We start from the raw sequence: 22,890 nt of genomic DNA on the forward strand, positions 1-22,890 counted from the left end.
AGGTGTCAGCGTTTCTCGGCCGGGGCCGGCTCCGGCTCCGGCTTCTCCAGCGGCACCTCCGGTTCGGTCGGCATTTCCAACGGCTCGACGAAGATGACTCGCTTGCGTTTGCCTATATCCACGGCATTCCTCTCTCTTTCGACAAATGGGCTGTGATGTGGTCCAGGACCGGCGTTCTGAGCGGCTCGGACCGGGCGCCGAGTGTTGCCAGGGGGTCCCCGAATGCCTCGGCGATCAACTCCCGGTCGGTCGTGTAAACCTCCCGGTCGTCCCCGATCAACGCCAGGGATACCACTTCTGCTTGTGCGGCCCTGTACCCGTCTTCGTGCTCGACGACCTTGCCCGTCATCGCCACCAATCCGGCCGCGTAGCAACGGTCGGACTCACGCACGTGAGGTTCGAGGAGTGATTCGAACTCCTTGGTCGCGTAGACGCCGCAGCCGAGACGCCCGCACCGCTCATCCGTGTGAGGGATCTCGTCGAGGTCGGGATAGGCCGCGCACGAAGCCACGAAGGACGAGGTTTCCCATACTTGGCGTGCCCCGACCAGTTTGTTGTCGTTGAGCATCCAGAGCCGGTAGCCGAGCACAGGGGTCGGTGACCATGCTTCCGGGAACGACCGCTCGTATTCGGCGATCTCTTCGCGGGCCAGAGCGGCTACCCCTTGGCCGAATCCGCGCAGCTCGGACTCGATCACCTCGGCCCTTCGTTCGAGTTCGGCGATCTCCTTACGGATTTCGGCGAGCATGAACCGGCGACGATTGGCGGCCAGCTCGAGCCGGCTGGCAGGTGACGTGAAGTGTGCTCGTCCGTACCTCACTCGCAGCGTACGGAGACGTTGCCGGACCTCGACCGGGATGCCGTCGGAGAGCTCCGACGGGACCGATGGAGTTGTTGACATACCGACCCCTCGTTTCGGGGCGCGACCTTACGTCAAGCGAACATACGTTCGCAACTGTCCCGCGTGGTCGTTTTTCGCGACCTCAGGGTTTGGCGGTCGCTTCGTGGTCGAGAAGCCATTGCTTCGTGGCGAGGCCGCCGGCGAAGCCGGTCAGGGCCCCGCCGGACGCCACCACCCGGTGACACGGCACCACAATCGAAATGGGGTTGCGACCGTTGGCGGCGCCTACGGCACGGACGGCATTGGGGCGTCCAATCAGTCGGGCTTGCTCGCCGTAGCTGACGGTGGATCCGTACGGGATCCCGGCGAGCGCTTGCCAGCAAGCCGTCTGGAACTCGGTTCCTTTTGCATCAAGGGGGAGATCAAACCCGGTGCGAGCCCCTTCGAAATACTCGGTGAGTTGTGCCACGGCTCTCATCACGATCGGATGGTCCACTCCCTCTGCGGTCGGTTCGTCGATGATCGTGTGCGATCGTTCGTCGTCCGGCCAGAGCACTGCACGGAGACCCCGGTCCGAGGCGATGATGCGAAGTGGTCCGACGGGACTCGTCATGGTCGTTTCATACAGCATCACAGCTCCTCATCGTGCAGGGATGTCCATAGGTACTGGGCGGCCAGTGCTCGATGCGGGCGCCAGCGGTCGGCATACGCCGCAACGACCCGACCGGGCGGGCGGTCTTCCCCGATGAGCCGGCCGACGGCGATCCGCAGACCGAGATCCGACGCCGGGAATGCGTCGGGATGCCGCAGCACCCGCAGCGCGATCAGCTGGGCCGACCACGGTCCGATGCCGGGAACTGCCTGCAAAGGAGACGCAACGTCATCGAGAGAACCAGCCGCGTAGAGATCGATGGAACCGTCCGCGACGGCTGCTGCAAAACCCCGGACCATGGCGAGTCGAGTTTCCGGCATTCCGATACCGTCGAAGGATGCGCCGGCCAATGTATCCGCCGGGGGGAACTGGCGGGACAGCCCGAACGGCTCGACATCGAACGACTCCCCATATCGGTCGACGATCCGGGCGGCCAGGGTCGTGGCGGCCGCTACGGACACCTGCTGGCCGAGCAGCACCCGGACGGCGGTCTCGAACCGGTTCCAGGATCCGGGGACCCTGAGCCCCGGCCGACGGAGGATATGCGGCTGCAGCACGGGATCGGTCCGAAGTGCTTCAGCTGCCGGTGGGTCATCGAGGCCGAACAACTGTCGAACCCGCGCGACGTCGTCGACGATGGAAGCGAACGTCGGGAGGTGGGCAACGATCTCGAGGTGTCGGCCGTCTCCGTGGTCCCCGACCTCGATGACGCCCGGGTAGCCGCAGGTGGTGGTGAGGCGCCTGTATACGCCGCCGCTGATCTGCTCGACCCCGGGCATCGCCCGCCGCTCCAGGAAGTCGAGTGCAGTGTCCCATTCGATCAAACCCTCGTATGGAATTCGCAAGCGGAGACCCCCGTCGGTGACGAGCCTGTCGGCGGCGCGGCGCCGGGAGCGCAAGCCCGTCGGGGTGAATCGGAACACCTCCCTCATCACCCTGTTCATCTGGCGGGTGCTCGTGAACCCTGCCGCCCGGCTGATCGCCGAAACCGGGAGATCCGATTCGTCCAGCAGCCGCCTGGCGAAATGGGCCCGGCGGGAACGTGCAACGAAGCTCGGACTGGCCCCCACCGAGTCATTGAACAGACGGCGCAGGTGCCGGGTCGAGTATCCGACCCGGGCGGCGAGTTCATCCTCGGTGTGGCGGTCGAGAAACCCCTCGCTGATCAGCAGAACGGCGTGCTCGACGACAGGCGAACCGGCCGGGTTCAGGCGTTCGGGAACTCGCTCGGGGCGACAACGCAGGCAAGGACGGAACCCGGCGGCCTCGGCTGCGACGGCGTTCGCGAACGGTGCCACGTTCTTTGGGTGCGGCGTTGCCGCACATCCGGCGCGGCAGTAGATCCCTGTGGTGCGGACTGCTTGGAACTGCATGACGTGATCATCGCCGATTGTATGCGACGTTTTCGGACAGAGCCGTCCTACCTCCGAAGCTGTCCGAATATGACCGGACTCAGGTCGAAGCGGACGCCAGCCGGGGGGCGCCTATCGGGAGAGTGATGGTGAACGAGCTCATGCCGTTCACGTACCGGTACGTGAGATCGCCGTCCATCGCTCTGGCGAGGCGGCGGGAGATCGTGAGGCCGAGTCCGATCGACTCAGGATGCTGACTGCCGACGTCGGACCCCTGCCACTCGTCGAAAACCGCCTCTTGCTCGCTCGGAGGGATTCCCGGACCGTCGTCGCTCACCGTGATGATCGCGTTGTCTCCAATACGGGCGGCTCGGATCTCAACTCGTGGGCCGCCGTAGCGCTCTGCATTCGTGAGGAGATTGCGGAGGATCTGTCGAAAGCGGGTTGAGTCGGCATACGCGGAGAGGCCCGACCCGTCGACGACCGTAACCGGCTTCGACATTGCCGGCGTCAACATGGCCACGACCGTGGCGATTTCCTCATCGAGCATTACCGTGGCTCGATTCAGCCGCAAGTGTTCGGTCGGCCGAACCGCTGTGAGGAGATCCTCGACCAGGGCGGTCGCTTCGGCGCTCTCGAGCACGAGCAAATCGATTAGTTCGGCGGTTTCAGATTCTGAGAGGCCCTGGTAGTTGTCCTTGAGGACGGTGGCCAGACCATGGAGACCGGTCAATGGAGAGCGGAGTTCGTGGCTCACGCTGCTGATGATGCGGCTCCGCAACCTGTCCAACAGGTCGAGTCGACGGGTGAGCGCGATGACGAACACCAGGCTGGCGGCTCCGAACGCAGCAATCGAGACCGCGTTGGCGAAGAACGACGGAACTCCGCCGTCTCTCGACATCAACAGTCCGGCGACCGTCCACGCAGTCGAGTAGGCAACGATCGCCAGGGCCTGGGGGACCGTCGTGATGACCGTGGCGGCGATGATGATGAAGACGAGGGATGAGGCGATGAGTGCCGGCACCTGAAGAATCATGCCGAGGACTCCGAGCATCGAGGTGAGGGCGATGAGCGAGATGACGGCTCTCGGGTGGGTCCGTTTGCGCTCGTAGACGTTGATCGCCAGATCGGCACCGACGACGCCGAAGCAGATCCATCGCCCAGTCGTGGACCCCGCGAACGCGACGGCGAGAATCACAATCAGCGAAGCGAGGCCTACCCAGACGCGGATCGTCAGGTAGGTCGCGGTGAGTTGGAGGCGGTATTCAACCGCCACTTTCGGTGCTCCCATCCCGTTCCTCTATCCACCGAGTCAACCAGGAGTTCGCGTTTGCGAACGGTGAAGGGACGTCCTGCCGCAGGTAGTCCACACTTCGTTCGTGTTTACCTCGTGCGGCTCGTTCAGCGGAGACCCGATCCAGCTTCTAGTTGTTACTGCAATCACTATATGCGCTTCGTGCATGGATTCCAATGGGCACAGGGAGAAACGTTCGAGGGAGGGCGGCCGCCATCTACGACGTTGGCCGTGTACGTTTGGGTGTAGAGAGTCCCGGTGGTCGCCCGCCACCGGATCCCAGCCCGGAAGGGGATGTCATGATCGAGAAAGATGTCACCTGCGACCTTCATCTGAGCGAGGACGACAGCGATACGATCGCTTATGCCGTCCTCAACCTTCGCGGCGATCACTTCGAAGCTGTCGGCAAGGCCCGTCGAAATCCGACGGATCCACCCATGCCCGTCATCGGTGAAGAGCTCGCCATCGCCCGTGCACTCCAGAAACTCACGGTTGAGGTGATGGAAGCCGCGCAATCGAAGGTTGAGCTGTTCCTAGTCGGCTAGGTGAAAAGCGCGACCGCGGGAATCCGTGCGGCTGGTCGCGGAACGTCAGACTTCGGGCCGCCCGGCTGTTCGTAGCCTGTCGACGATCTTCTTGACGTCCTGGGCGCGCTCTTTCGTCGCGACGAGCACTGCGTCGTCCGTCGCGATGACGATCGCGTCCTCGAGACCCATCACTACCACCAGGCGGTCCTTTCCCCGGACGATTGAACGCTTGACGCCCTCGAGTATCACGTCCCCGGACGCTGAGTTGCCGTCGGCATCCTTCTCGCTGAGTTCCCACAGGGCATCCCATGATCCGACATCGCTCCAGCCGGCGTCCAGCGGCACGACGATGCCGTTGTCGGCGCGCTCCATGACGGCATAGTCGATGGAGTCGGACGGACAGGCGGCAAACGCGTCGGGGTCGAGTCTGAGCACGTTCTCTTGCACGGCGGAGGCGTTGATCGTCGCTGCCAGCGCGTTCGCCATCTCCGGGGCATGCCGTTCGAGGGCTTCGAGGTAGGCATCGGCCCGGAACAGAAACATCCCGCTGTTCCACAGGTAGTCGCCTTGCTCGAGGTAGGTCTCGGCCGTTTCGGTGTCCGGCTTTTCCACGAATCGGTCGATGTGAAAGGCCAGACCGACCTCCGAGCCCTTCCGGATGTATCCGTAGCCCGTCTCGGGACGATCGGGTACGACTCCGAACGTGACCAGATGGCCGCTGGCTGCGAACTCTGCTGCGATGCCAATCGCCCGGAATAGGGCGGAGGTGTCGGCGATGATGTGGTCGGAAGGCAATACGAGGAGGATCGCTTCGCGGCCGGCGGCCAGGGCGGCTGCGGCGGCGGCCGGGGCGGTGTTCCGGCCGACCGGTTCGACGATGAAGCGCGGGGACACGCCGATCGGTGCAAGTTGGCCACCGATCTCTTGCACGTGCTGCTCGTTGCAGACGACGATCGGGTTGTCGACGTCCTCGAGTTCTGAAATACGCCGGGCGGTCGCCTGAATAAGGGTCTCGGTACCGGTGAGTGAGGCGAGTTGCTTCGGGGAGCGAAGCCGCGAGATGGGCCAAAGACGCGTTCCCGCTCCTCCGGACAGGATCACTGGAACGATCATCGGAACACCTTCATCTCGATTTCGATGCGAACGGTAGCGAACAGTTCAACTGATCCGCTCCGCGCTGCGGACACCATCCTCGTTCTCGAAGAGAGCAATGAGGGCGTCGGCTCGCTTCGGATCGATATCGAGGGTGATGATGCCGCCGTCATCCTGACCCTTGTTGAAGGCGACGTTCTCGACGGTCGGGTCGATCTTGGTTGCCAGCTTCCACAGCTTCCCGAAATGAGTGGAGTCGGAGAGCCTGACCTCGATGGTCGCCTTGCCTGCGTCGAGACGGCGGTCCATCCACGAATCGAGCGTTCGCAACCCCAGGAGGACGAGCAGGACGATCGTGGCGGAGACGGTAGCCAGTGCCGTTAGCCCTGCCCCGGCGGCCATGCCGATGGCTGCGACCGCCCAGAGCCCTGCCGCCGTGGTGAGTCCCTTGACGGTCGCACCTTCCCGGAAGATCGCGCCGGCGCCGAGGAAGCCGATGCCGGTCACGATCTGAGCGGCCACCCGGCCCGGATCACCGTCGCGACCGAAACCCTCGATGGAGAGCAGGGTGAAGAGGGCAGCACCGAGGCCGACCAGCATGTGGGTTCGAAAACCGGCTGCCTTGCGCATGACTTCCCGCTCGAGGCCGACCGCGCCGGCCAGCAGAGCGGCGAGTAGGAGGCGGAGGGCAGCGTCGGCGAGTGGGATGCCCACGCTATTCCCCCTTGAATTCCGGTGAGCGCTTCTCGAAGAATGCCGAGGTCGCCTCAATGATGTCGTGCGACTCGATGAAGGCCGAGTTGTAGAGGGCGATGTGATCGAGGGCCTCCTCGACCGTCATGTCGGCCTCTGCGGCGAGGACCCGCTTGGCCCCTTGTACGGCGAGTGGCGAGTTGGCCGCAATCTCAGCAGCCATCGTTCGGGCAGCTTCGACGGCTGCGTCCTGATCGGGGAATACGTCGTTGACCAGGCCGATCTCTTTGGCGCGAGCGGCATCGATGTCCTTGCCCGTGTAGAGCAACTCAGCAACGTGGCCGGACCCGATGAGTCGGGGCAGCCGCTGAACCGTTCCGACGTCGGCCACCATGGCCATCTTCGTCTCCCGGATCGAGAACACGGAGTCCTCTGATGCGAGCCGGATGTCGCAGGCTGTGATCAGATCGATCCCGGCGCCCAGGCAGTAGCCGTGCACCGCGGCGATGACCGGCTTCGGGCACTGGGCGATGGACGTCATCGTCCACTGGAACCGCTTGACTTCCTCGTAGCGGGCGAGTTTCCGCGATGCATCCGAGCCTTGTCTCTGGCCGGCTACTTGAGCCAGGAGAGAGAGGTCGATTCCGACTGTGAACGCTTGGCCGCGGGCGGCGATGACGAGGGCTCTGACGTTCGGGTCGTTGGAGAGCTCCTCCATTGCCTTGGGGATGTCCTCCCAGAAAGGCAGATTCATTGCGTTGCGCTTGTCGGGCCGATCGAGCCAGAGGGTGGCGACGTGATCGTCGTATTCGATGGTGAGGACTTCGGATGTGAACGCCATGCCGCGAAGCCTAGAGGCGCGGTGGTCGCGGTGACTAACCCGACCATGAGCGCGAAAGGTAGGTTCCATCGGCGCTGCGACCACTAATAGCGTTCGCTAGTTTGGGGAGCGTGCCGGTCTAGTGCGTCGGCGAAGAAGAGTCGCGGAGGTTCCGTAAGGGGCGATCTCCAACAGTTATTCCTGTCCTAGCCCGTCGTCACGTTGTGGCTGGTCGAGGTTTCCAATATCGGAGGACGAAATGAGAAGAAGGAAAACGCGTTCGAGTCTTGCCGTGGTAACGGTACTGGCGATGTTGATGGCGTTGTTGCCGGTAGTTGCTTTGCCGGTCGCGGCGGCTACTACCGGAGACATCGTTATCTCCGGTGTCGTCGACGGGCCACTGACCGGCGGAATCCCGAAGGCCATTGAGCTATACGTGGTCAACGACATCGACGACCTGAGCATCTACGGCGTCGGCTCCGCCAACAACGGCGGAGGAACCGACGGCGAGGAGTTCACGTTCCCGGCTGTTTCCGCTCTCGCCGGGACCTACCTCTACGTCGCGTCGGAGTCGGTTGGGTTCACCGACTTCTTCGGATTCGCTCCCGACTACACCAGTGCCGCGGCAAACGTGAACGGTGACGACGCTATCGAACTCTTCATGAATGGCATCGTCGTCGACGTATTCGGCGACATAAACGTCGATGGTTCGGGACAACCCTGGGAGTACCTCGACGGTTGGGCCTACCGGGTTGCCGACACAGGTCAAGACGGTTCGACGTTCGTGCTGGCCAACTGGACGTTCTCCGATCCGAACGCGCTCGATGGAGAGACCTCGAATGCCACCGCTACGACCCCGTTCCCCCTCGGTACGTTTGGTGGGGTGGTTGTTCCCACGCCTGCGTTGATCATCAACGAGGTAGATGCGGATCAGGTTGGGACCGACGCAGGTGAGTTCGTTGAGCTATTCGACGGTGGCTTCGGAGCGACCACCCTCGACGGACACTCCATTGTTCTCTACAACGGATCGGATGACGTCTCATACCTCTCGTTCGATCTAGATGGCTACACAACGAATGCCGACGGCTACTTCGTCCTATGTGGGAATACTGCGAACGTCGCCGGTTGCGACCTCGACGTGTCTCCCGATACGGATCTGATCCAAAACGGTCCTGATGCTGTTGCTCTCGTCGAGGGTGACGCAGTCAACTATCCGAACGACACGCCGGTCACAGCGGACGGCTTGATCGACGCGATCGTGTACGACACCGACGATGGCGACGACGCGGGGCTTCTCGTGCTCCTCAACGCCGGGCAGCCACAAGTTAATGAGCGCGGCGGTGGAGACGGGACCGCGCATTCGAACCAGCGTTGCCCCAACGGATCGGGCGGTGCCCTAAACACTGATACCTATGCGCAATACCTGCCGACGCCGGGAGCGACGAACACCTGTGTTGCGCCGACGCTCGATCTCACGATCGTTGAGATTCAGACGCCCGTCGTCGGGACAGGCTCGCCCTTCGAGGGCGACCGGGTCCGCACGCAGGGCGTGGTGACGGCCGTGCTCGGTGACTACGTCTTCATTCAGGATGGCACGGGTCCGTATTCCGGCCTAATGCTGTTCAGACCGACTGAAGCGGTCGAGCTCGGCGACCTGGTGCTGGCCGAGGGCGTCGTCTCTGAGTACTTCGGGCTCACGGAGATCGCCGGCGCAGTCGTGACCGTGCTCGGCACTGGCAATCCCATTCCCGCTCCCGAAGTCCTTGCGACCGGAGCCGTAGGGGATGAGGCGTGGGAGTCGGTCTTCGTCAGAGCCGAGAACGCGACTGTGACGGACGATGACCTCGGGTTTGGTGAATGGATCATCGATGATTCGAGTGGACCTGTGGTCGTCGATGATCTCGGTTCATACACGTACGATCCGACGAACGGCGACGTTCTGACCTACGTTCAAGGGCCCCTGTTCTTCTCGTTCGGTGACTTCAAGATCGAGCCCAGAAGCCTGACCGACATCGGCCTCGACTCTTGCTCGGCCCCGTTCACTCCGATCTTCGCTATTCAGGGAAGTGGGGCGGCCAGCAGCTACGACGGGACGGACGTTTGGACGGAAGGCGTCGTAACGGCCGATTTCCAGGCGAGCTCGCAGCTGAGTGCGTTCTACATTCAGGATCCTGTAGGCGATGCGGATTCGGCGACATCCGACGGTGTCATGGTCTACCACCGCGATACGTGGGGCTACGACGTGAACGTGGGTGACCACGTGCGAGTGTTGGCAGAGGTTGATGAGTTCAACGGACTCACCGAACTGACGTCGGTCGACAACGTGATCGACTGTGGAACGGGTTCAGTTGCGCCCACTGAGGTGGTTCTCCCGGTGGTCGACCCCGGCGCCTGGGAGTCCTACGAGGGGATGTTGATCACCTTCCCGCAGAGCCTCAGTATCTCGGAGTTTTTCAACTTCGATCGCTTCGGCGAGATGGTGCTGTCGAACGGCCGGCAGTTCCAGCCGACCCAGATCTTCGAGCCCGGTTCGTCGGAGGCGACAGATCTTCTGGCTGAAAACCTTCGTAACCGGATCACTCTGGATGACGGACGCGGGAGTCAGAATCCGGATCCGGCGATTCATCCCAACGGTGCGATCTTCGATCTCACCAACCGGTTCCGGGGGGGTGACCATGTCACCAATGTGACCGGTGTGCTCGACTACTCCTTCGGGAACTACAAGATCCAGCCGACCCAAGGTGCCGACTACGACGCCATCAACCCTCGGGCAGATGCCCCTGATGTGGGCGAAGCGTCGATCAAGGTCGCCTCGTTCAACGTGCTGAACCTCTTCACGCACCTGGACGATGGTGTGAATGACATCTGTGGCCCCACCGGACTCGATGAGTGTCGCGGTGCCGACACGGCAGAGGAGTATGAGCGCCAGTTGACAAAGATCGTGGCCGGCATCATCGGCACCGGCGCGGACGTTCTCGGACTTCAGGAGATCGAGAACGACATCCGGGACGATGAACCGGTGTATCCGAATCGCGCCCACGATCCGGTGCTGGCACTGGTTGAAGCCCTCAACGCAGTCGAAGGCGACGGAACGTGGGCGTGGGCAGGTGAAGCGACCTACTACAACGACTACCCGGTTCGCAACGAGATCATCTACCGGACTGAGTCGGTAACCCCGATCGGGACACCGGTAGCGCTCGAGGACCCGGCCTTCGATGTTTCAGCCAGCGGGGACGACCCCGTCGGGCGTCCGCCGCTCGCTCAGACGTTCGCGGACGGCAACGGCGAGGTGTTCACCGTGGTCACGAACCACTTCAAGTCGAAGGGTTCGTCGTGTGGTTCACTTGGAGATCCCGACACGGGCGACGGGTCCGGGAACTGCAACTTGACGCGGGTGGCGCAGTCCGAAGCCCTGCTGCTCTTCGTTGCGGACCTTCCGGCCGCAACCCAAGACAATGATGTTCTCATCATCGGTGACCTGAACAGCTATGCGAAGGAGGCCCCGGTCAGTGCGCTCGAGGATGCTGGGTACACCAATCTCCTCGCGCTGTACGACGGTCCGGAGGAGTACACCTACGTCTTCGATGGGCAGCTCGGCAACCTCGATCATGCGCTCGGAAGTAGCTCGGTCCTTTCGCAGGTAACCGGCACGGCTGCCTGGCACATCAACTCCGATGAGCCCGACATCCTCGATTACGACACGTCCTTCAAGAAGGACGCACAGGTTCTGCTTTACGAGCCAAACGCCTATCGGGCGTCGGATCACGATCCGGTGATCGTTGGGTTGGACCTCACTGCAGCGTCCGACTTCGTCGTCGAGGTAGCGCCAAACAGGCTCTGGCCGCCGAATCACGAATACCGTGAGGTAGTGGTCAGTGGTACTGACGCGGAGGCGGACCTGTGGATAGAGATCCTCGAGGCCGTTTCATCCGAGTTGGACTGCTGCTACGACATGTACGACTTGCCAAGTGACGTGGTAATCACGAGCGACACGACTGTGGATCTGCGGGCCGAGCGTTATACCGAGGTGCTCGGACGGACCTACACGATCACGGCGTATGCCTGGGACGGCGCCGGTAACGCGCTCCTCACGGACGTGTTCGTGTCCGTCCCCCACGATCAACGCAACAAGAAGGTATCGAAGAATTAGTTCCGAGTTGGGAGGCTGGGAGCAAACGAGAAGCGGGCCCTTCGGGGCCCGCTTCCCTGTCTCAAACCCGTTTTCGCGCGGGAATCCCACCTCATAGGGTGCGATTCCCGCGCGAAAACGGAGAACCGACTACTTGACGGCGAAGGCCAGTTTGAGGGTGGCGTGGTATTGCACGACCTTTCCCTCGTATACCCGGGCGGTCTGGTTGGTCACCTCGACTCCCGTTATGCCTTTGACGGTTTCCGCGGCTTTGGCGACGCCTTGTGAGACGGCGTCTTCGAAGCTGCGATCCGAGATTCCGATGATCTCGATGACCTTGACCGCTCCGCGATCGATTGACTCTGACATTCCTATTCCTCCTGCTCAGCGTTCTCCACGATGCTAGGCCGACGCTGAACGTGCCGAAGTTCGAGTGAATCGCAGGTCGCAGACCCATCCGATCGACACCAGGAATGCCCGGAAAGGGGTTATAGAGGTGGCATATGGAGCCGACAGTGTACGTATGACGCAAATGGCAAGTGCGCAGAGGCTGCGTCGAAGTGAGTCGGTGGTCAAATTCTCCGACATCGCCCCGACGTACCACATGGTGCGGGCGTTCACCGCAGCATCGAGTGCCGGCGCGCTGGCGATCTTTGCCTCCTCGTGGAACTTTCGGAGTGGTGCCTGGCTGGCGGTCGCCCTTGCCGTGGCGGCAACCGCGGATGCCCTGTGGCAACGAACACGGAGTTCTACCGTCGTGCCCGTGCTCCGGATGGTGTTTGACGGAGCAGTGCTGACGTTGGCAGTGATTGTGATCGGTGGCCCGGCTCTGATCGCCGGTCCGTTCGCGTACCTACTGGCCGCGGCACTTCTCATTCTTCCCCTCAATCGCGCCCTACTGATGATCGGCTACTTCGCGGCGTGGACCGTCGCCGTCTACTTCTCGGCGATCACGTCGGTCGGAGGGTCTACCCGGATGTATCTGGGAATGGGAGCAGCCTTTGTCTTCCTGGTGGCGTTGGGCATCTTGCTGGTTGCGGTCGGTGAATCGGTTCGCCGCACCCGTGCCCGCCAGAAGGCGATGCTCGAGGACGCCATCGAAGAGAACAAAGCACGAACGCAACTGCTCGCCAGCGTCGGCCATGAACTCCGTACGCCACTCACCGCGGTAGTTGGTTTCTCACAAATTCTGCGTGAAGGCAACCTACCCAAGCACGAGATCGACGATTTGATCGCATCGCTCGCCCGTGAGGCGTTCGACCTGGCAGGCATCGTCGACGACCTCCTCGTGGCAGCGCGCGACCAGATCGGGGAGTTGTCGGTGATCGCCGTGACCGTGAATACCCGGGCGCAGGTGGCGCAGGTCCTGGAAGGTTGGGAGCAGAGCATCGGGAGCGAGATCCAAGTCACTTCCTCGTCGGAGGCGAAGGCACTGGCCGACCCAGCCCGGCTGCGACAGATCGTGCGCAACCTCCTCACCAATGCCCTCCGGTACGGCGGGGATCAGGTACGGGTGGAGATCGGCGATGGACCGGAGTGCGTCAATGTGCGGGTATGCGACAACGGTCCGGGCATTCCTCAGGATCGATGGCAACGCATCTTTGAACCGTACGAGCGGGAAACCGGCAAGGATCAGCAACCTGCGTCGGTCGGGCTCGGCCTCGCCGTCTCACGGCAATTGGCCCGCCGGATGGGCGGAGATCTCACCTACCGGCACAACGGTGAGAGCGTCTTCGAGCTGTCGTTGCCCCGGGCTCCGGCCATGGAAATCGCCGGCGCGTAGGCTCCCACTCGAGCGATCGCCGCATGGGTCCGACTCACCCGGCAGTTACGCTGTCTGGATGGAACTCTCCGAAGCCCTCTACACCACCCGCGCCATGCGCCGGGTCAAGCCGGACGCCGTGCCCGAAGACGTCGTCCGCCGAATGCTCGACGGCGCCATCCGGGCCCCATCCGGCGGCAACTCGCAGACCGGGCGGTTCATCACGATCACCGAGTCCGGCATCAAAGCGCGACTCGGTGACCTGTACCGCCAGGCCTTCGCCACTCTCCAGGGCACCGTGTACAAGGAGGCCACCGAGCGCGCCCGCGCCGCCGGTGACGAGCAGGCCGCCCGCATTCTGCGTTCGTCGCAGTGGCTGGCCGACCACTTCGAGGATGTACCGCTCTGGTTCTTCGTCTACACCCGAAACGATCCCGATGGGGCGAACATCTTCCCGGCAGTCTGGAATCTGATGCTCGCCGGGCGCGGCTGCGGGATCGGCACATGCCTGACCACCATCCTCGGCCACTTCAAGCCCGCCGAAGTGGCCGCAGTTCTGGATGTTCCGATCGACCGTGGGTGGGAACTCAAGGCTGCCGTGTCTGCGGGTTATCCAACGGGTCGGTGGGGCACCGCCAAACGCAATCCCGTCCATCCCATCGTCTACGCGGAAAGATGGGGAACGTCCGTGCCCTGGACCCTCGATGAGCCGATGTGGGTAGAGCCTGAGGGCTACGGCACCTGAAGCGAGTGGCGGGTTGCGGGTCGCGGGTTGCGGGTTTTGCCCCCTCTGCCGAGAGGACTCGGCATCTCCCCCACGTGCCGTGGGGGAGAAACGCGTATGGGTGTTGCTGGGGGTCTGAGGCGTTCTTTTCGGGTGGCGGCCACGATGCTGTTGAGAGGAAGAACGGTTGGGTGTCAAGGACCGCATAGCGCGTTCTCCCCCCATGGAGTGGGGGGAGTCCCGAGTCTTCGAGGGGAGGGGGGCTGAGGGTGTGGGGGAGGGCGGCTGAGTTATGTGCGTCGTGGTTGCATGTGCCCCCTCTGCCGAGAGGACTCGGCATCTCCCCCACGTGCCGTGGGGGAGAAACGCGGGTACTCGTTGCTCCACGGTTGGCCCTTCTGCCTGGCAGACTCGGCATCCGCCTCACGTGCCGTTGGAGAGAAACGCGTCTCGGCGACTAGGCGATTCCCTCCGGGCGGAACAGAGAGTCGTGCAGGCGGAGGGCGAAACGGTCGGTCATCCCCGAGACGTAGTCGATAGCCCGGGCAGTGGAGTCGGCGTCGTCGACCCGGTACGTCTCCGGCACCTCATCGGGATGATCTATGAAGTAGTCGACGAGATCGCGGATGACCCAGATGGCGGCGTGTTTCTGCCGTTCGCCGTGTGCTCCGAGATACACCCGCTCGAACATGAATTCCCTGAACCGGTGCATCACGCTCAGCACCTCCGGGCGCATGGCGACCCGGCCTTGTTCGAGCGACTCTTCGATCACCGCCCGCACCATCGTGTCGATCCACTCAGAACCCGGTTCCCCGAACGTGTCCATGGCCTCTCCGGGAAAGTCGCCGGGTGCGATGACACCTGCCCGCAGCGCATCCTCGACGTCGTGAGTGAGATAGGCGATCCGATCGGCGAACCGGCAGAGGAAACCCTCGGGGGTGCTCGGTGGAGGATCCACTTTCCACGAGTGGGCACGGATACCGTCGAGGGTCTCCCACGTCAGGTTCAGAGGTTCCAGCACGCTCAGCAATCGAACGCTCTGCTGAGAGTGCATCCACTCCCCATCCACGTACGGCGAGAGGGCATCTTCGCCTGTATGACCGAAAGGCGAATGTCCGGTGTCGTGACCGAGACAGATCGCCTCGGTCAGGGCCTCATTGAGGCCAAGCGGCACAGCTATCGCTCGACCGATCTGGGTCACCTGAAGCGTGTGGGTCAGTCTTGTCACGAAGTGGTCGCCCTCGGGGTTGAGAAAGACCTGGGTCTTGTGCTTGAGGCGCCGGAAGGCTTTCGAGTGGAGGATCCGATCCCGATCTCGCTCGAAGGCCGTTCGGTACTCATCCGGTTCCTCGTCAGCTGCCCGCCCCTTCGACTCAGAGGAAAGCGTCGCCTCGGGCGAGAGCAGTTCCCGCTCCCGCGCCTCACGCTCTTCTCGCTTGATCAACCTCATACCGGTAAACCTAGAACCTAGAACTCAGAACCTAGAACCCGGCTGGTCCGATGAAGGCGTACAAACCTCAGACGAGCCTTTCACGCAACCGTGCAGATATGTAGTCCATGCTGGCAACGACGATGGCGATCGCCAGCATCTGGGCGGCTGCGGCCCGATACTGCAGGAGGTTGATGTTCTGCTGCAGCAAGAAGCCGATGCCACCACCTCCGACGAAACCGATGATCGTCGACATGCGGACGTTGATGTCCCACCGATACATAGTGAACGAGATGTACGGCGGAATGATCTGCGGCACCACGGCATAGACCACCGTTTGCAATCTGGTTGCTCCGGTAGCACGCACCGCTTCGAGAGGTCCGGCCGAGATGCTCTCGACCTGCTCGGAGTAGAGCTTGGCGAGTGCAGCCGTCGTATGGAGAGCGAGGGCCAATGAGCCGGCGAACGGCCCGAACCCAACCCAGACAACGAACACAATGCCCATGACGAGAGGTTCGATCGACCTGAGCGTGTTGAACAGCGTGCGAGCCGCGTAGTAGATCACCAGACCAACGCTCACCGACTCCTTTCGGTATGCTCGGATCGCCAGGGCCAGGCCGATGACGGTGCCGATGACCAGCGGAATCCATAAGGTCCTGGTCGGGTTTCCGATCTCGTAGAACCACTCGATGACGGCCCCGATGATCACCGCGACGATGGCACCTGCCGCCGCCGCCAGGGGCAGGTTGATGGTTCGAACGACGCCTGCCGGGAGTCTGGTCCGCAACGAGTAGCCGAGTCTGCCTGCCAGATTGGCCAGGACTCCGGCACCCAACAGGGCGGCAATCACCACGAGGATGGCCGCCAGCAACTCGCCGATCGTGGCGATGAATCTACCCAGGAACGCGAACACGCCGAGACGGTCAGCCAGCCAACCCCCGACATTCATCGACAGTTCCGAGAGGAGATACATCACGACCGTGCCGGCAAAGGCGGCGACTCCGAGTACACCACCCCTTGTCGCCTTGATCCTTGTGGACGGCGGTTCGTCCTCGACCTCGGGAATTGCCCACCGGAAGGCGTACAGGATGGCGGCAGGGATCAGGATGACTCCCGCTAGCAGCATGAGCCAGTTGTCAACGAACAGGTCTGCGATATCACTTGCCCACCCGGCCAGAACCGCGCCTCCCAACAGCCCGGCCGGGATGGCGAGGAGATTGAGCGACAAGTTCATCACCGGGGTGCTGATGTCACGCATGAGATTTCTGGCGGCCATGAAGCTCAGCGGTATTGCCAGCAATGTGCCGACGGTTGTGGCGAGGAACGCCAGGGCGACCGTCTCGATGATCTTGTCCCACGTACTGAGCGCATTCTCGGACAGCCTCGGCGAGAGTGCGAAGAGGTCACCAACGGCCGTCCGGTCGAACCGGTTGAGTTCCGTCGTGTCGTAGACGACCACCGCCCATTCGCTGAGGTCCGTTCCCGATTCGCCCGAGATGGTCACCTGCGGCGTCTCGGCAGCCAGGTCGGTCGAGCTGAGAACGATCTCGGCGCTGTTGCCTGTGACGTCGCCGGTGAACGTCTGCTCGAGGTCTGCGCCGACTACAAAGGGAATCTCGCCTTGCGCGGGCCCCGATCGCGGAATGCTCTCATTGCCGAAGGCGATGAACTGAACGGGATTGTCTTCAGCGTCGACGAGTGCCACCGCCCCGATCGACTGCACTCGACCGGTGGTCACGTCAATCACGATCTCCCCTGAGTTGGGGATGATCCCATCGTCCTCGACACCGTTTGCATTGGCGTCGGTCCAGACTGAAACCCGATTTGTCCACGAGCCGACTTCAGTCTTGGTTCGAGCCTGTATCTGCTGAGGGTTCTCCGATTCCCGGGCCGGTAGCTCGACCTCGACTGTGAATAATCCATCGGCGTCGGTGTCGAAGCGGGCCAGCGTCAGCGTGATGGGGAAGTCCGAGTCGGGCACGAAGTCCAGTCCGGCCGATGTCTCGGGCTGGAAACCGTACCCTTCCACGGTGACGGTGTCGCCGGGGTTCCCGCATGGCGGAGTGACCACGATGTATGGCTCGGTCAAGTCGTTCTCGGTCGGCCCATCGGAGCAAGGAACGTAGAGGTCGAAGTTGACGAGGATATCTTGGGTGTCGAACTGGACGAGATCAGGATGTGCAAGGGCGCGCAGAATGCGGAATAGCTGTTCCCGCCGTGTCTCATCCTTGATCTGCGAGAGGTCGACCTCGGTGGCCTGAACGCTGAAGGCATATGCAACGAAGGCAAAGGTGATCCCGAGCACGATGACGAACCAGCGCCTGGTGTGGCGTTTCTCCGTCTTCGGGACGGGATTGGCGTTGCTAGCCGACACGCTCAGCCTCCTTCCCGTAGATCTCTTTGAACCGCTCGTCATCGATCTCCGAAGGAGGTCCTTCGAACACGAGCCGACCCTCGTTCAGCGCGATGGCCCGGTCGGCGTAGCGATGGACGAGATCCAGGAAGTGGAGCGAACAAAGCACCGTCACGTCGTCTTCGTCGTTGATCGTCTCCAGGTACTGCATGATGCTGTGCGCCAATACTGGATCGAGACTCGCCACGGGTTCGTCGGCGAGAATCAGCTCCGGTGCCTGGATCATCGCCCTGGCGATACCGACCCGCTGCTGTTGACCGCCCGACAGCTCATCGGCCCGGTTGTTTGCCTTCTCACGTAATCCAACTCTGTCGAGTTGCGCATAGGCGCGGGCGACGTCTTCCTTTAAGTAACGGTTGATGAGGCTGAGGGCCGGGTTGGTGTAGCCGAGGCGCCCGGAAAGAACGTTTGTGAGGACTTTGGAGCGTTCGACGAGGTTGAAGTGCTGAAAGACCATGCCGATACGGCGACGGATTCGTCGCAGGTCTTCCTGGGAGGCCGTCGTGATGTCCTCGCCATTCCAGGTGATACGCCCATCGGTAGGTTCGATCAGCCGGTTGATGCAGCGTAGGAGGGTCGACTTGCCCGATCCGGACAATCCAATCACCGCCAGGAACTGACCATCCGGAACTTCGAAACTCACATCCTCCAGAGCTAGGACGCCACCGTCGTAGATCTTGGTCAGATGCTCGACTTTCAACACAACTGCACCCTCAGTACCTCCAAGCCTTGCGGCACCATTCTGGTCGGATGGTGATCCCAAATGCGATTCAGGCGGGGTCTTACAACCCCGCCCGAATCGGCATAGTGATCGAAGACTTCGACCTAGAAGTCGTCGATTCCGTAGTTCAGAGCTTGCAGCAGCGCCCGAATGGAGTCGAACTCCGAGTCGTTCGTCGGCAAGACGTTGTCCCAGCTGTAGGCGTCGAAGGCCGTTGCAAACCCATCGGGGTCGTTGGCGGCGTAGTCGAGCAGCGCCTGAACGATCATGTCCTGGAGGTCGGCGGGGAAATCCGGACCGAAGGCAACGCCGTCGTTCGGAATCGGGTCGGACAGGCCGATGATCTTCACCTTCTCGATGACGTCCGGCGCTTCCTCCCGGATATTGCGGCGAGCATCGCGGATCTCGACATCACCACACACCAGGTCGCCTTCACCGAAGGCACCGGTGGCTTGATCAGCCGTTATGACACCACATGTGGCGGCGACGTCGGCGGTGACGTCGGCGTTGGCAGCATCGCCATCCCAGGTGTTGTTGCCGTCAGCGTCGATGGGCGGACTGTAGAACGTCGTGCCGAAATCGGCTTCGCCGTTGTACACGGCCCGGGCCACCTCAGAGTGACCGCCGGCGGCAAACGAGTCGGTGATGTCGATGCCGAGCGAGGTGAACAGGCCGGACGGGAGGAGGAATCCAGACGTCGAGGTGGCATCCGGGTAGGCCCACTTCTTGCCGGCGAGATCCTCAACCGAGTTGATGTCGCTATCGCGGGGAGCGATGAACTGCGTCCAGTAGACGTCGTAGCCGAACCGCTCCGACTTGAGCACCATCTGCACGCCGCAGAGGTCGTTGGCGAGGACATACCCGTTGGCGGGGATGAACCCGATCGTACTGTCCGGCGAGGCGCACATCTCTTCGATCGTGGCTGCATAGGACGAGCCAACGCTGACCTCGAATTCGAGACCGGTGGCGGCCGTGAGCGTCTCGTCGAGCAGTTCACCACCGGCGATGATCTCTTCTGCGCTCACCGAGGGCACGAACAGCACCTTGATGGGGTTCTCGGCCGAGCCGACGGTGACCATCGCTTCGGTCGTCGTCGTTGCCATCACGGCTTCGGTTGTCGTTGTGGCAACCGCGGCCACCGTGGTGTCGGTTGTCTCAGCTTCGGTGGTGTCGGATGTACCGTCGCCACAGGCGGCCAGCACCAGCGTCATCGCCAATGCAAGCGCGATCCATATGCGGAATCTCATGGTGGAAATCTCCCTTTCGTGTCGCGGGCGATCTCGGAGATGCCCGTCGGCTCACAATCTAGCTATGTCGCGCCCGGCTAGCTACCTGAGGCCAGCCGGTTGGCCTCATCAACGAAGGTCGGCCAGTCGATGATGTCGCGGGTTCCGGGTACCGGTCCATTCCACGGCCTGACAAATCGGCACATGAGAGATTCGGGGCGAGCCCGGTGGATTGAGACCACCTGGTGGGGAGCATCGTCGAGGTAGACATCGCAGGAAACGCGCCACTTGTCGTCCAGCATGTGCACTTCCCTGGTGGGGATCGCATGCTCGGCGATCCATGCGAATGTGTCGTGGACCGCCCAGTCGGGCTTCTGGGTGAGGATCACGATTTCGTGGCCGGATCTGGCCAGCTTCTGTAGTGCATCCACTGCCCCCGGATAGGTTTCGAGGTGCCGGAACATGGTGGCCCCACCGTGATCCTTGGCCCAGGTCCAGAACTCGCCCATGTGGCGAAAGTGCGTCAACGACGGAATGCCGTCCCAGGCCTCCACAGCATCGAACGGGATGTCGGCGCCGAAGTCCGAGTTGTAGCGGCTGATCCAGCCACTGTTGAAGTCGGCCACAACACCGTCGAGATCGATACCGAGTCGTAGATGCATGGTCCGCAGGCTAGACAGGTTTGATACGTCGACTGGAGTCGACGAATCAAACCTCGACCCACGCCAGAATCTCGGGCAAGCGCCGGCGGGTCACCCACAACGCCACGACCAATCCGAGGCCGTAGAGGAGCAGGCCCCACACGACCGACAACCAGGCAATCAGCTGGGGCGAAAGGACGTCGGTGAAGAACAGGGCGATGGTCATTGCCGACGCCGGGATCACGAGGGTCAGGCCGATGACGAAAAAGGCGATCAACTGCGATCCGATGGCCAGGCACCCTTGCTCACTCGACTGGGAGAAGATGTCGGTGCCCGCGTCCGGGAGTCGTAGTGGCGTAACCGCCGATACGACGTTACCGACGGCCATCTGCGCCAGGACTGCGCTGAGGATGAGCGGAGGCATGAGGGGCAGGTACCGGGCCGACCCGACGAAGAGTGAAAACGCGATCGAAACGGCGGCTGCTTCGAGCATCAGCCCGAGGCCGGTCGCCAGGTTCTTGCCGACCACGACCTGGAATGGGCGGGCCGGAAGGGCAAAGAGGAAGCTGGCAGCCCGGCGTTCCCACCCGAACTGATTGAGGGCGATTGGTAGGCCGACGAACAACACGACGATCGGCGCCAGCAGCGGCATCCACTCCTGCTCCTTGACGCGTTGGAGTTGGGCGTCGCCGAACAACGCGGCCGCAACCAGGAACCCGAGGAAGATGACGGCTCCGGTCCACACCATGCGCATGCGTGGCTCCCTGAGGTAGTACCGGAGTTCCTTGCGGGCGACGACGGAAATCGTGGACCAGCCGAATCGCTCGGCGAGCCCACGCTCGGCGGCTCGTCTTGACACGGTGGTGATCTCCGGGGTGGTCAGAAGTCGTTGGACGATCCAATACCAGAAAGCCAGAAGGACTCCGAGCCAGGCAACCGAGAGGATAAGACCTGAGATCGTGCCCCACAGATCACCCTCACTGGCCGAGACGATTGCGTACTGCGCGCCGGCAGGTGGGAGCAACATCCGGAACGGCGACAGGGGGTACCTCTCAACCGCGCCGCCGAGGCCGTACTCGCCGATGGCCGTGGCGATCGAACGCTGAAGAAGGAATCCGGTCAGTCCCAGACCGGCGACGATCAGCATGATCACATCACGGCCGCGTTTGCCCCGGATGAGCGCGCTCACGACTGCCGTGAATGCCTGACCGCTCACGATCAGCATGGCCAGGGTCAGCGCACCGGCCACGATGGCGACGGGGGCCACCACCCAACCGGCGAAGATGACGGCCGTTACCGTCAGGATCATGAGCGGAATGATGATCGGGGGGGTTACGAAGCCGGCTGACAGGAGACCGGTCAGTAGTTGTCGGCGACTGAACGGCAACAGCGAAAAGCGGCCGGGGTCGAGAGTCTCGTCGAGCGGGAACACCACGACCGGAACCGTCGTCCACAGAATCCACATGAGTACGGCGACCCAGATGGTGAACTCCCCGTGGGCGACTCCATCCAGGTCACCTGCGGAAGACCAGTAACGCCGCGCCAGGGTCCAGCCGCCGCCGACGATCAAGATCACCACGAGGGGGAGCCCGATGGCGCGCTGGCGATCGTGCTTGACGCCGTTGACCAGCAGGCGCCATTTCAGCCAGACGAGGCGTTGAGCCAATCCAGGCCTCCGGGTGTTTCTTCGGCACCGACCGCAGCCAGAAAGGCGTCTTCGACGCTGGTTACCTCGTAGTGGTCGAGGAGATGTTGGGGTGGGCCTTCGATGATGAGCTTGCCGTCCACCATGATTCCGATCCGCGTGCACAACCGTTCGACGAGTTCCATGACGTGGGACGAAAACACAACGGTCGAGCCGCGTTCGGTGTAGCCCTGGAGCAAGTTGCGGATCAGTCGAGCGCTGACGGCGTCGACTCCTTCGAATGGTTCGTCGAGAAATAGGACAGGGGGAGCGTGGATCACCGCGGCCGCCAGCGCCACCTTCTTGCGCATGCCCCGGGAGTAGTCGTTGATGAGGCTGTGTGCCGCGCTCTTGAGGTCGAGCGCTTCGAGTAGTTCGTTCCGGCGTCTGGCAGCCTCTTGCCTGGGAAGACCGTGGGTGGCGGCGGTGAAGTCGAGCAGTTCGGCGCCCGTCAATCGCTCATACAGATTGAACTCCTCCGGCAATACACCGATTCGGCGCTTCACCTCGATCGGGTGCGTCCAGGTCTCGAACTCTCCGACCCCCGCCCGCCCGGCATCCGGGCGGAGCAGGCCGACGATCATCTTGATTGTGGTCGTCTTCCCTGCACCGTTCGGCCCGAGCAGCCCGTAGAACTCTCCGGGTTGGATGGCGAAGTCGACGCCGTTGACCGCCGTTTTCTTGCCGAAGTGGCGAACGAGCCCTTCTGCCCACACGGAGGGCTTGCCGCTATCTGTCATTCCGTTTCCGCTTTCCCTACGAGCACGAATCGATATCGCACAGTTGTGACATCGGCTGACCAGTCTGCCACCTGAAGAACTGTATGGCTGATGCCGGAACCCGGGTCGTAGTCGACCCCGGGCACCTATTCGGTCCCGGCTACCATCGCT

Annotated in this window: 19 protein-coding genes; 4 read left to right on the forward strand and 15 right to left on the reverse strand. The window is 62.5% G+C overall.

Features of this window, described 5'->3' with window-relative positions; all coding sequences use genetic code 11:
- Positions 1-112: 112 nt before the first annotated feature.
- From P1T08_02295 to P1T08_02310, 4 genes are all read right to left on the reverse strand, one after another.
- Entirely contained in the window at positions 113-901 is a 789-nt protein-coding gene (locus tag P1T08_02295) for a hypothetical protein (protein ID MDF1594919.1), read from the reverse strand.
- A gap of 82 nt (positions 902-983) precedes the next feature.
- Entirely contained in the window at positions 984-1,472 is a 489-nt protein-coding gene (locus tag P1T08_02300; protein MDF1594920.1) for a methylated-DNA--[protein]-cysteine S-methyltransferase, read from the reverse strand.
- Positions 1,472-2,866, reverse strand: a complete 1,395-nt coding sequence (locus P1T08_02305) for an AlkA N-terminal domain-containing protein (protein ID MDF1594921.1) — start codon at positions 2,864-2,866, stop codon at positions 1,472-1,474. The genes P1T08_02300 and P1T08_02305 overlap by 1 nt, the downstream gene beginning before the upstream one ends.
- A gap of 79 nt (positions 2,867-2,945) precedes the next feature.
- Positions 2,946-4,136 (reverse strand): HAMP domain-containing sensor histidine kinase, encoded by a 1,191-nt coding sequence (locus P1T08_02310; GenBank protein MDF1594922.1) that lies wholly within the window; start codon positions 4,134-4,136, stop codon positions 2,946-2,948.
- A 302-nt stretch (positions 4,137-4,438) separates the two neighbouring features.
- Here P1T08_02310 and P1T08_02315 point away from each other — a divergent pair, with 302 nt between their 5' ends.
- Positions 4,439-4,684, forward strand: a complete 246-nt coding sequence (locus P1T08_02315) for a DUF1876 family protein (GenBank protein MDF1594923.1) — start codon at positions 4,439-4,441, stop codon at positions 4,682-4,684.
- Positions 4,685-4,729: 45 nt separating this feature from the next.
- Here the strand turns inward: P1T08_02315 and P1T08_02320 are convergent, their stop codons facing one another.
- Genes P1T08_02320 through P1T08_02330 form a run of 3 tightly spaced genes read right to left on the reverse strand, consistent with a single transcriptional unit; the run spans position 4,730 to position 7,292 of the window.
- Positions 4,730-5,779 (reverse strand): mannose-1-phosphate guanylyltransferase/mannose-6-phosphate isomerase, encoded by a 1,050-nt coding sequence (locus P1T08_02320; protein MDF1594924.1) that lies wholly within the window; start codon positions 5,777-5,779, stop codon positions 4,730-4,732.
- A gap of 45 nt (positions 5,780-5,824) precedes the next feature.
- Positions 5,825-6,472 carry an MgtC/SapB family protein gene (locus P1T08_02325; protein MDF1594925.1) on the reverse strand — a complete coding sequence of 216 codons (648 nt, stop codon included), beginning with the start codon at positions 6,470-6,472 and terminating at the stop codon, positions 5,825-5,827.
- 1 nt (position 6,473) lies between these two features.
- Positions 6,474-7,292: a crotonase/enoyl-CoA hydratase family protein gene (locus P1T08_02330; GenBank protein ID MDF1594926.1), complete on the reverse strand. Its 819-nt coding sequence runs from the start codon at positions 7,290-7,292 to the stop codon at positions 6,474-6,476.
- Between the two features lie 238 nt (positions 7,293-7,530).
- On the opposite strand from P1T08_02330, the gene P1T08_02335 reads away from it, so the two are divergent.
- A complete protein-coding gene (locus P1T08_02335) occupies positions 7,531-11,421 on the forward strand; it encodes an ExeM/NucH family extracellular endonuclease (GenBank protein MDF1594927.1) in 3,891 nt (1,296 codons plus the stop codon).
- 129 nt (positions 11,422-11,550) lie between these two features.
- Here P1T08_02335 and P1T08_02340 read toward each other — a convergent pair whose 3' ends face one another.
- The gene (locus P1T08_02340; protein MDF1594928.1) at positions 11,551-11,769 is read right to left on the reverse strand and encodes a dodecin family protein; all 219 of its coding nucleotides are present in this window, start codon (positions 11,767-11,769) and stop codon (positions 11,551-11,553) included.
- 154 nt (positions 11,770-11,923) lie between these two features.
- On the opposite strand from P1T08_02340, the gene P1T08_02345 reads away from it, so the two are divergent.
- Positions 11,924-13,183, forward strand: coding sequence for a HAMP domain-containing sensor histidine kinase (locus P1T08_02345; GenBank protein ID MDF1594929.1), 1,260 nt, complete (start codon positions 11,924-11,926; stop codon positions 13,181-13,183).
- Positions 13,184-13,241: 58 nt separating this feature from the next.
- Positions 13,242-13,907 carry a nitroreductase family protein gene (locus P1T08_02350; GenBank protein ID MDF1594930.1) on the forward strand — a complete coding sequence of 222 codons (666 nt, stop codon included), beginning with the start codon at positions 13,242-13,244 and terminating at the stop codon, positions 13,905-13,907.
- 436 nt (positions 13,908-14,343) lie between these two features.
- On the opposite strand, the gene P1T08_02355 is transcribed toward P1T08_02350, so the two are convergent.
- The 7 genes from P1T08_02355 to P1T08_02385 all read right to left on the reverse strand — a co-directional run bounded on the left by P1T08_02355 (position 14,344) and on the right by P1T08_02385 (position 22,740).
- Positions 14,344-15,336: an HD domain-containing protein gene (locus P1T08_02355; GenBank protein MDF1594931.1), complete on the reverse strand. Its 993-nt coding sequence runs from the start codon at positions 15,334-15,336 to the stop codon at positions 14,344-14,346.
- Positions 15,337-15,403: 67 nt separating this feature from the next.
- The gene (locus P1T08_02360; protein MDF1594932.1) at positions 15,404-17,689 is read right to left on the reverse strand and encodes an ABC transporter permease subunit; all 2,286 of its coding nucleotides are present in this window, start codon (positions 17,687-17,689) and stop codon (positions 15,404-15,406) included.
- Positions 17,679-18,431, reverse strand: a complete 753-nt coding sequence (gene phnC, locus P1T08_02365) for a phosphonate ABC transporter ATP-binding protein (protein ID MDF1594933.1) — start codon at positions 18,429-18,431, stop codon at positions 17,679-17,681. The genes P1T08_02360 and phnC overlap by 11 nt, the downstream gene beginning before the upstream one ends.
- A gap of 122 nt (positions 18,432-18,553) precedes the next feature.
- The gene (phnD, locus tag P1T08_02370) at positions 18,554-19,696 is read right to left on the reverse strand and encodes a phosphate/phosphite/phosphonate ABC transporter substrate-binding protein (GenBank protein ID MDF1594934.1); all 1,143 of its coding nucleotides are present in this window, start codon (positions 19,694-19,696) and stop codon (positions 18,554-18,556) included.
- Positions 19,697-19,773: 77 nt separating this feature from the next.
- Positions 19,774-20,337: a hypothetical protein gene (locus P1T08_02375; GenBank protein MDF1594935.1), complete on the reverse strand. Its 564-nt coding sequence runs from the start codon at positions 20,335-20,337 to the stop codon at positions 19,774-19,776.
- Positions 20,338-20,383: 46 nt separating this feature from the next.
- A complete protein-coding gene (locus tag P1T08_02380; protein ID MDF1594936.1) occupies positions 20,384-21,982 on the reverse strand; it encodes a hypothetical protein in 1,599 nt (532 codons plus the stop codon).
- Positions 21,958-22,740, reverse strand: a complete 783-nt coding sequence (locus tag P1T08_02385; protein MDF1594937.1) for an ABC transporter ATP-binding protein — start codon at positions 22,738-22,740, stop codon at positions 21,958-21,960. The genes P1T08_02380 and P1T08_02385 overlap by 25 nt, the downstream gene beginning before the upstream one ends.
- Positions 22,741-22,890 lie beyond the last annotated feature (150 nt).

It is taken from the genome of Acidimicrobiia bacterium, from assembly GCA_029210695.1.
GTDB lineage: Bacteria > Actinomycetota > Acidimicrobiia > Spongiisociales > JAHEDJ01 > JAHEDJ01.

What these genes read in the sequence shown, in the direction of transcription:
- P1T08_02300 (MDF1594920.1), bottom strand. Translation starts at nt 1,472, where the DNA reads ATGCTGTATGAAACGACCATGACGAGTCCCGTCGGACCACTTCGCATC.
- P1T08_02310 (MDF1594922.1), bottom strand. Translation starts at nt 4,136, where the DNA reads ATGGGAGCACCGAAAGTGGCGGTTGAATACCGCCTCCAACTCACCGCG.
- P1T08_02340 (MDF1594928.1), bottom strand. Translation starts at nt 11,769, where the DNA reads ATGTCAGAGTCAATCGATCGCGGAGCGGTCAAGGTCATCGAGATCATC.
- P1T08_02320 (MDF1594924.1), bottom strand. Translation starts at nt 5,779, where the DNA reads ATGATCGTTCCAGTGATCCTGTCCGGAGGAGCGGGAACGCGTCTTTGG.
- P1T08_02330 (MDF1594926.1), bottom strand. Translation starts at nt 7,292, where the DNA reads ATGGCGTTCACATCCGAAGTCCTCACCATCGAATACGACGATCACGTC.
- P1T08_02315 (MDF1594923.1), top strand. Translation starts at nt 4,439, where the DNA reads ATGATCGAGAAAGATGTCACCTGCGACCTTCATCTGAGCGAGGACGAC.
- phnD (MDF1594934.1), bottom strand. Translation starts at nt 19,696, where the DNA reads ATGAGATTCCGCATATGGATCGCGCTTGCATTGGCGATGACGCTGGTG.
- P1T08_02385 (MDF1594937.1), bottom strand. Translation starts at nt 22,740, where the DNA reads ATGACAGATAGCGGCAAGCCCTCCGTGTGGGCAGAAGGGCTCGTTCGC.
- P1T08_02335 (MDF1594927.1), top strand. Translation starts at nt 7,531, where the DNA reads ATGAGAAGAAGGAAAACGCGTTCGAGTCTTGCCGTGGTAACGGTACTG.
- P1T08_02350 (MDF1594930.1), top strand. Translation starts at nt 13,242, where the DNA reads ATGGAACTCTCCGAAGCCCTCTACACCACCCGCGCCATGCGCCGGGTC.
- P1T08_02355 (MDF1594931.1), bottom strand. Translation starts at nt 15,336, where the DNA reads ATGAGGTTGATCAAGCGAGAAGAGCGTGAGGCGCGGGAGCGGGAACTG.
- P1T08_02305 (MDF1594921.1), bottom strand. Translation starts at nt 2,866, where the DNA reads ATGCAGTTCCAAGCAGTCCGCACCACAGGGATCTACTGCCGCGCCGGA.
- P1T08_02375 (MDF1594935.1), bottom strand. Translation starts at nt 20,337, where the DNA reads ATGCATCTACGACTCGGTATCGATCTCGACGGTGTTGTGGCCGACTTC.
- P1T08_02295 (MDF1594919.1), bottom strand. Translation starts at nt 901, where the DNA reads ATGTCAACAACTCCATCGGTCCCGTCGGAGCTCTCCGACGGCATCCCG.
- P1T08_02345 (MDF1594929.1), top strand. Translation starts at nt 11,924, where the DNA reads ATGACGCAAATGGCAAGTGCGCAGAGGCTGCGTCGAAGTGAGTCGGTG.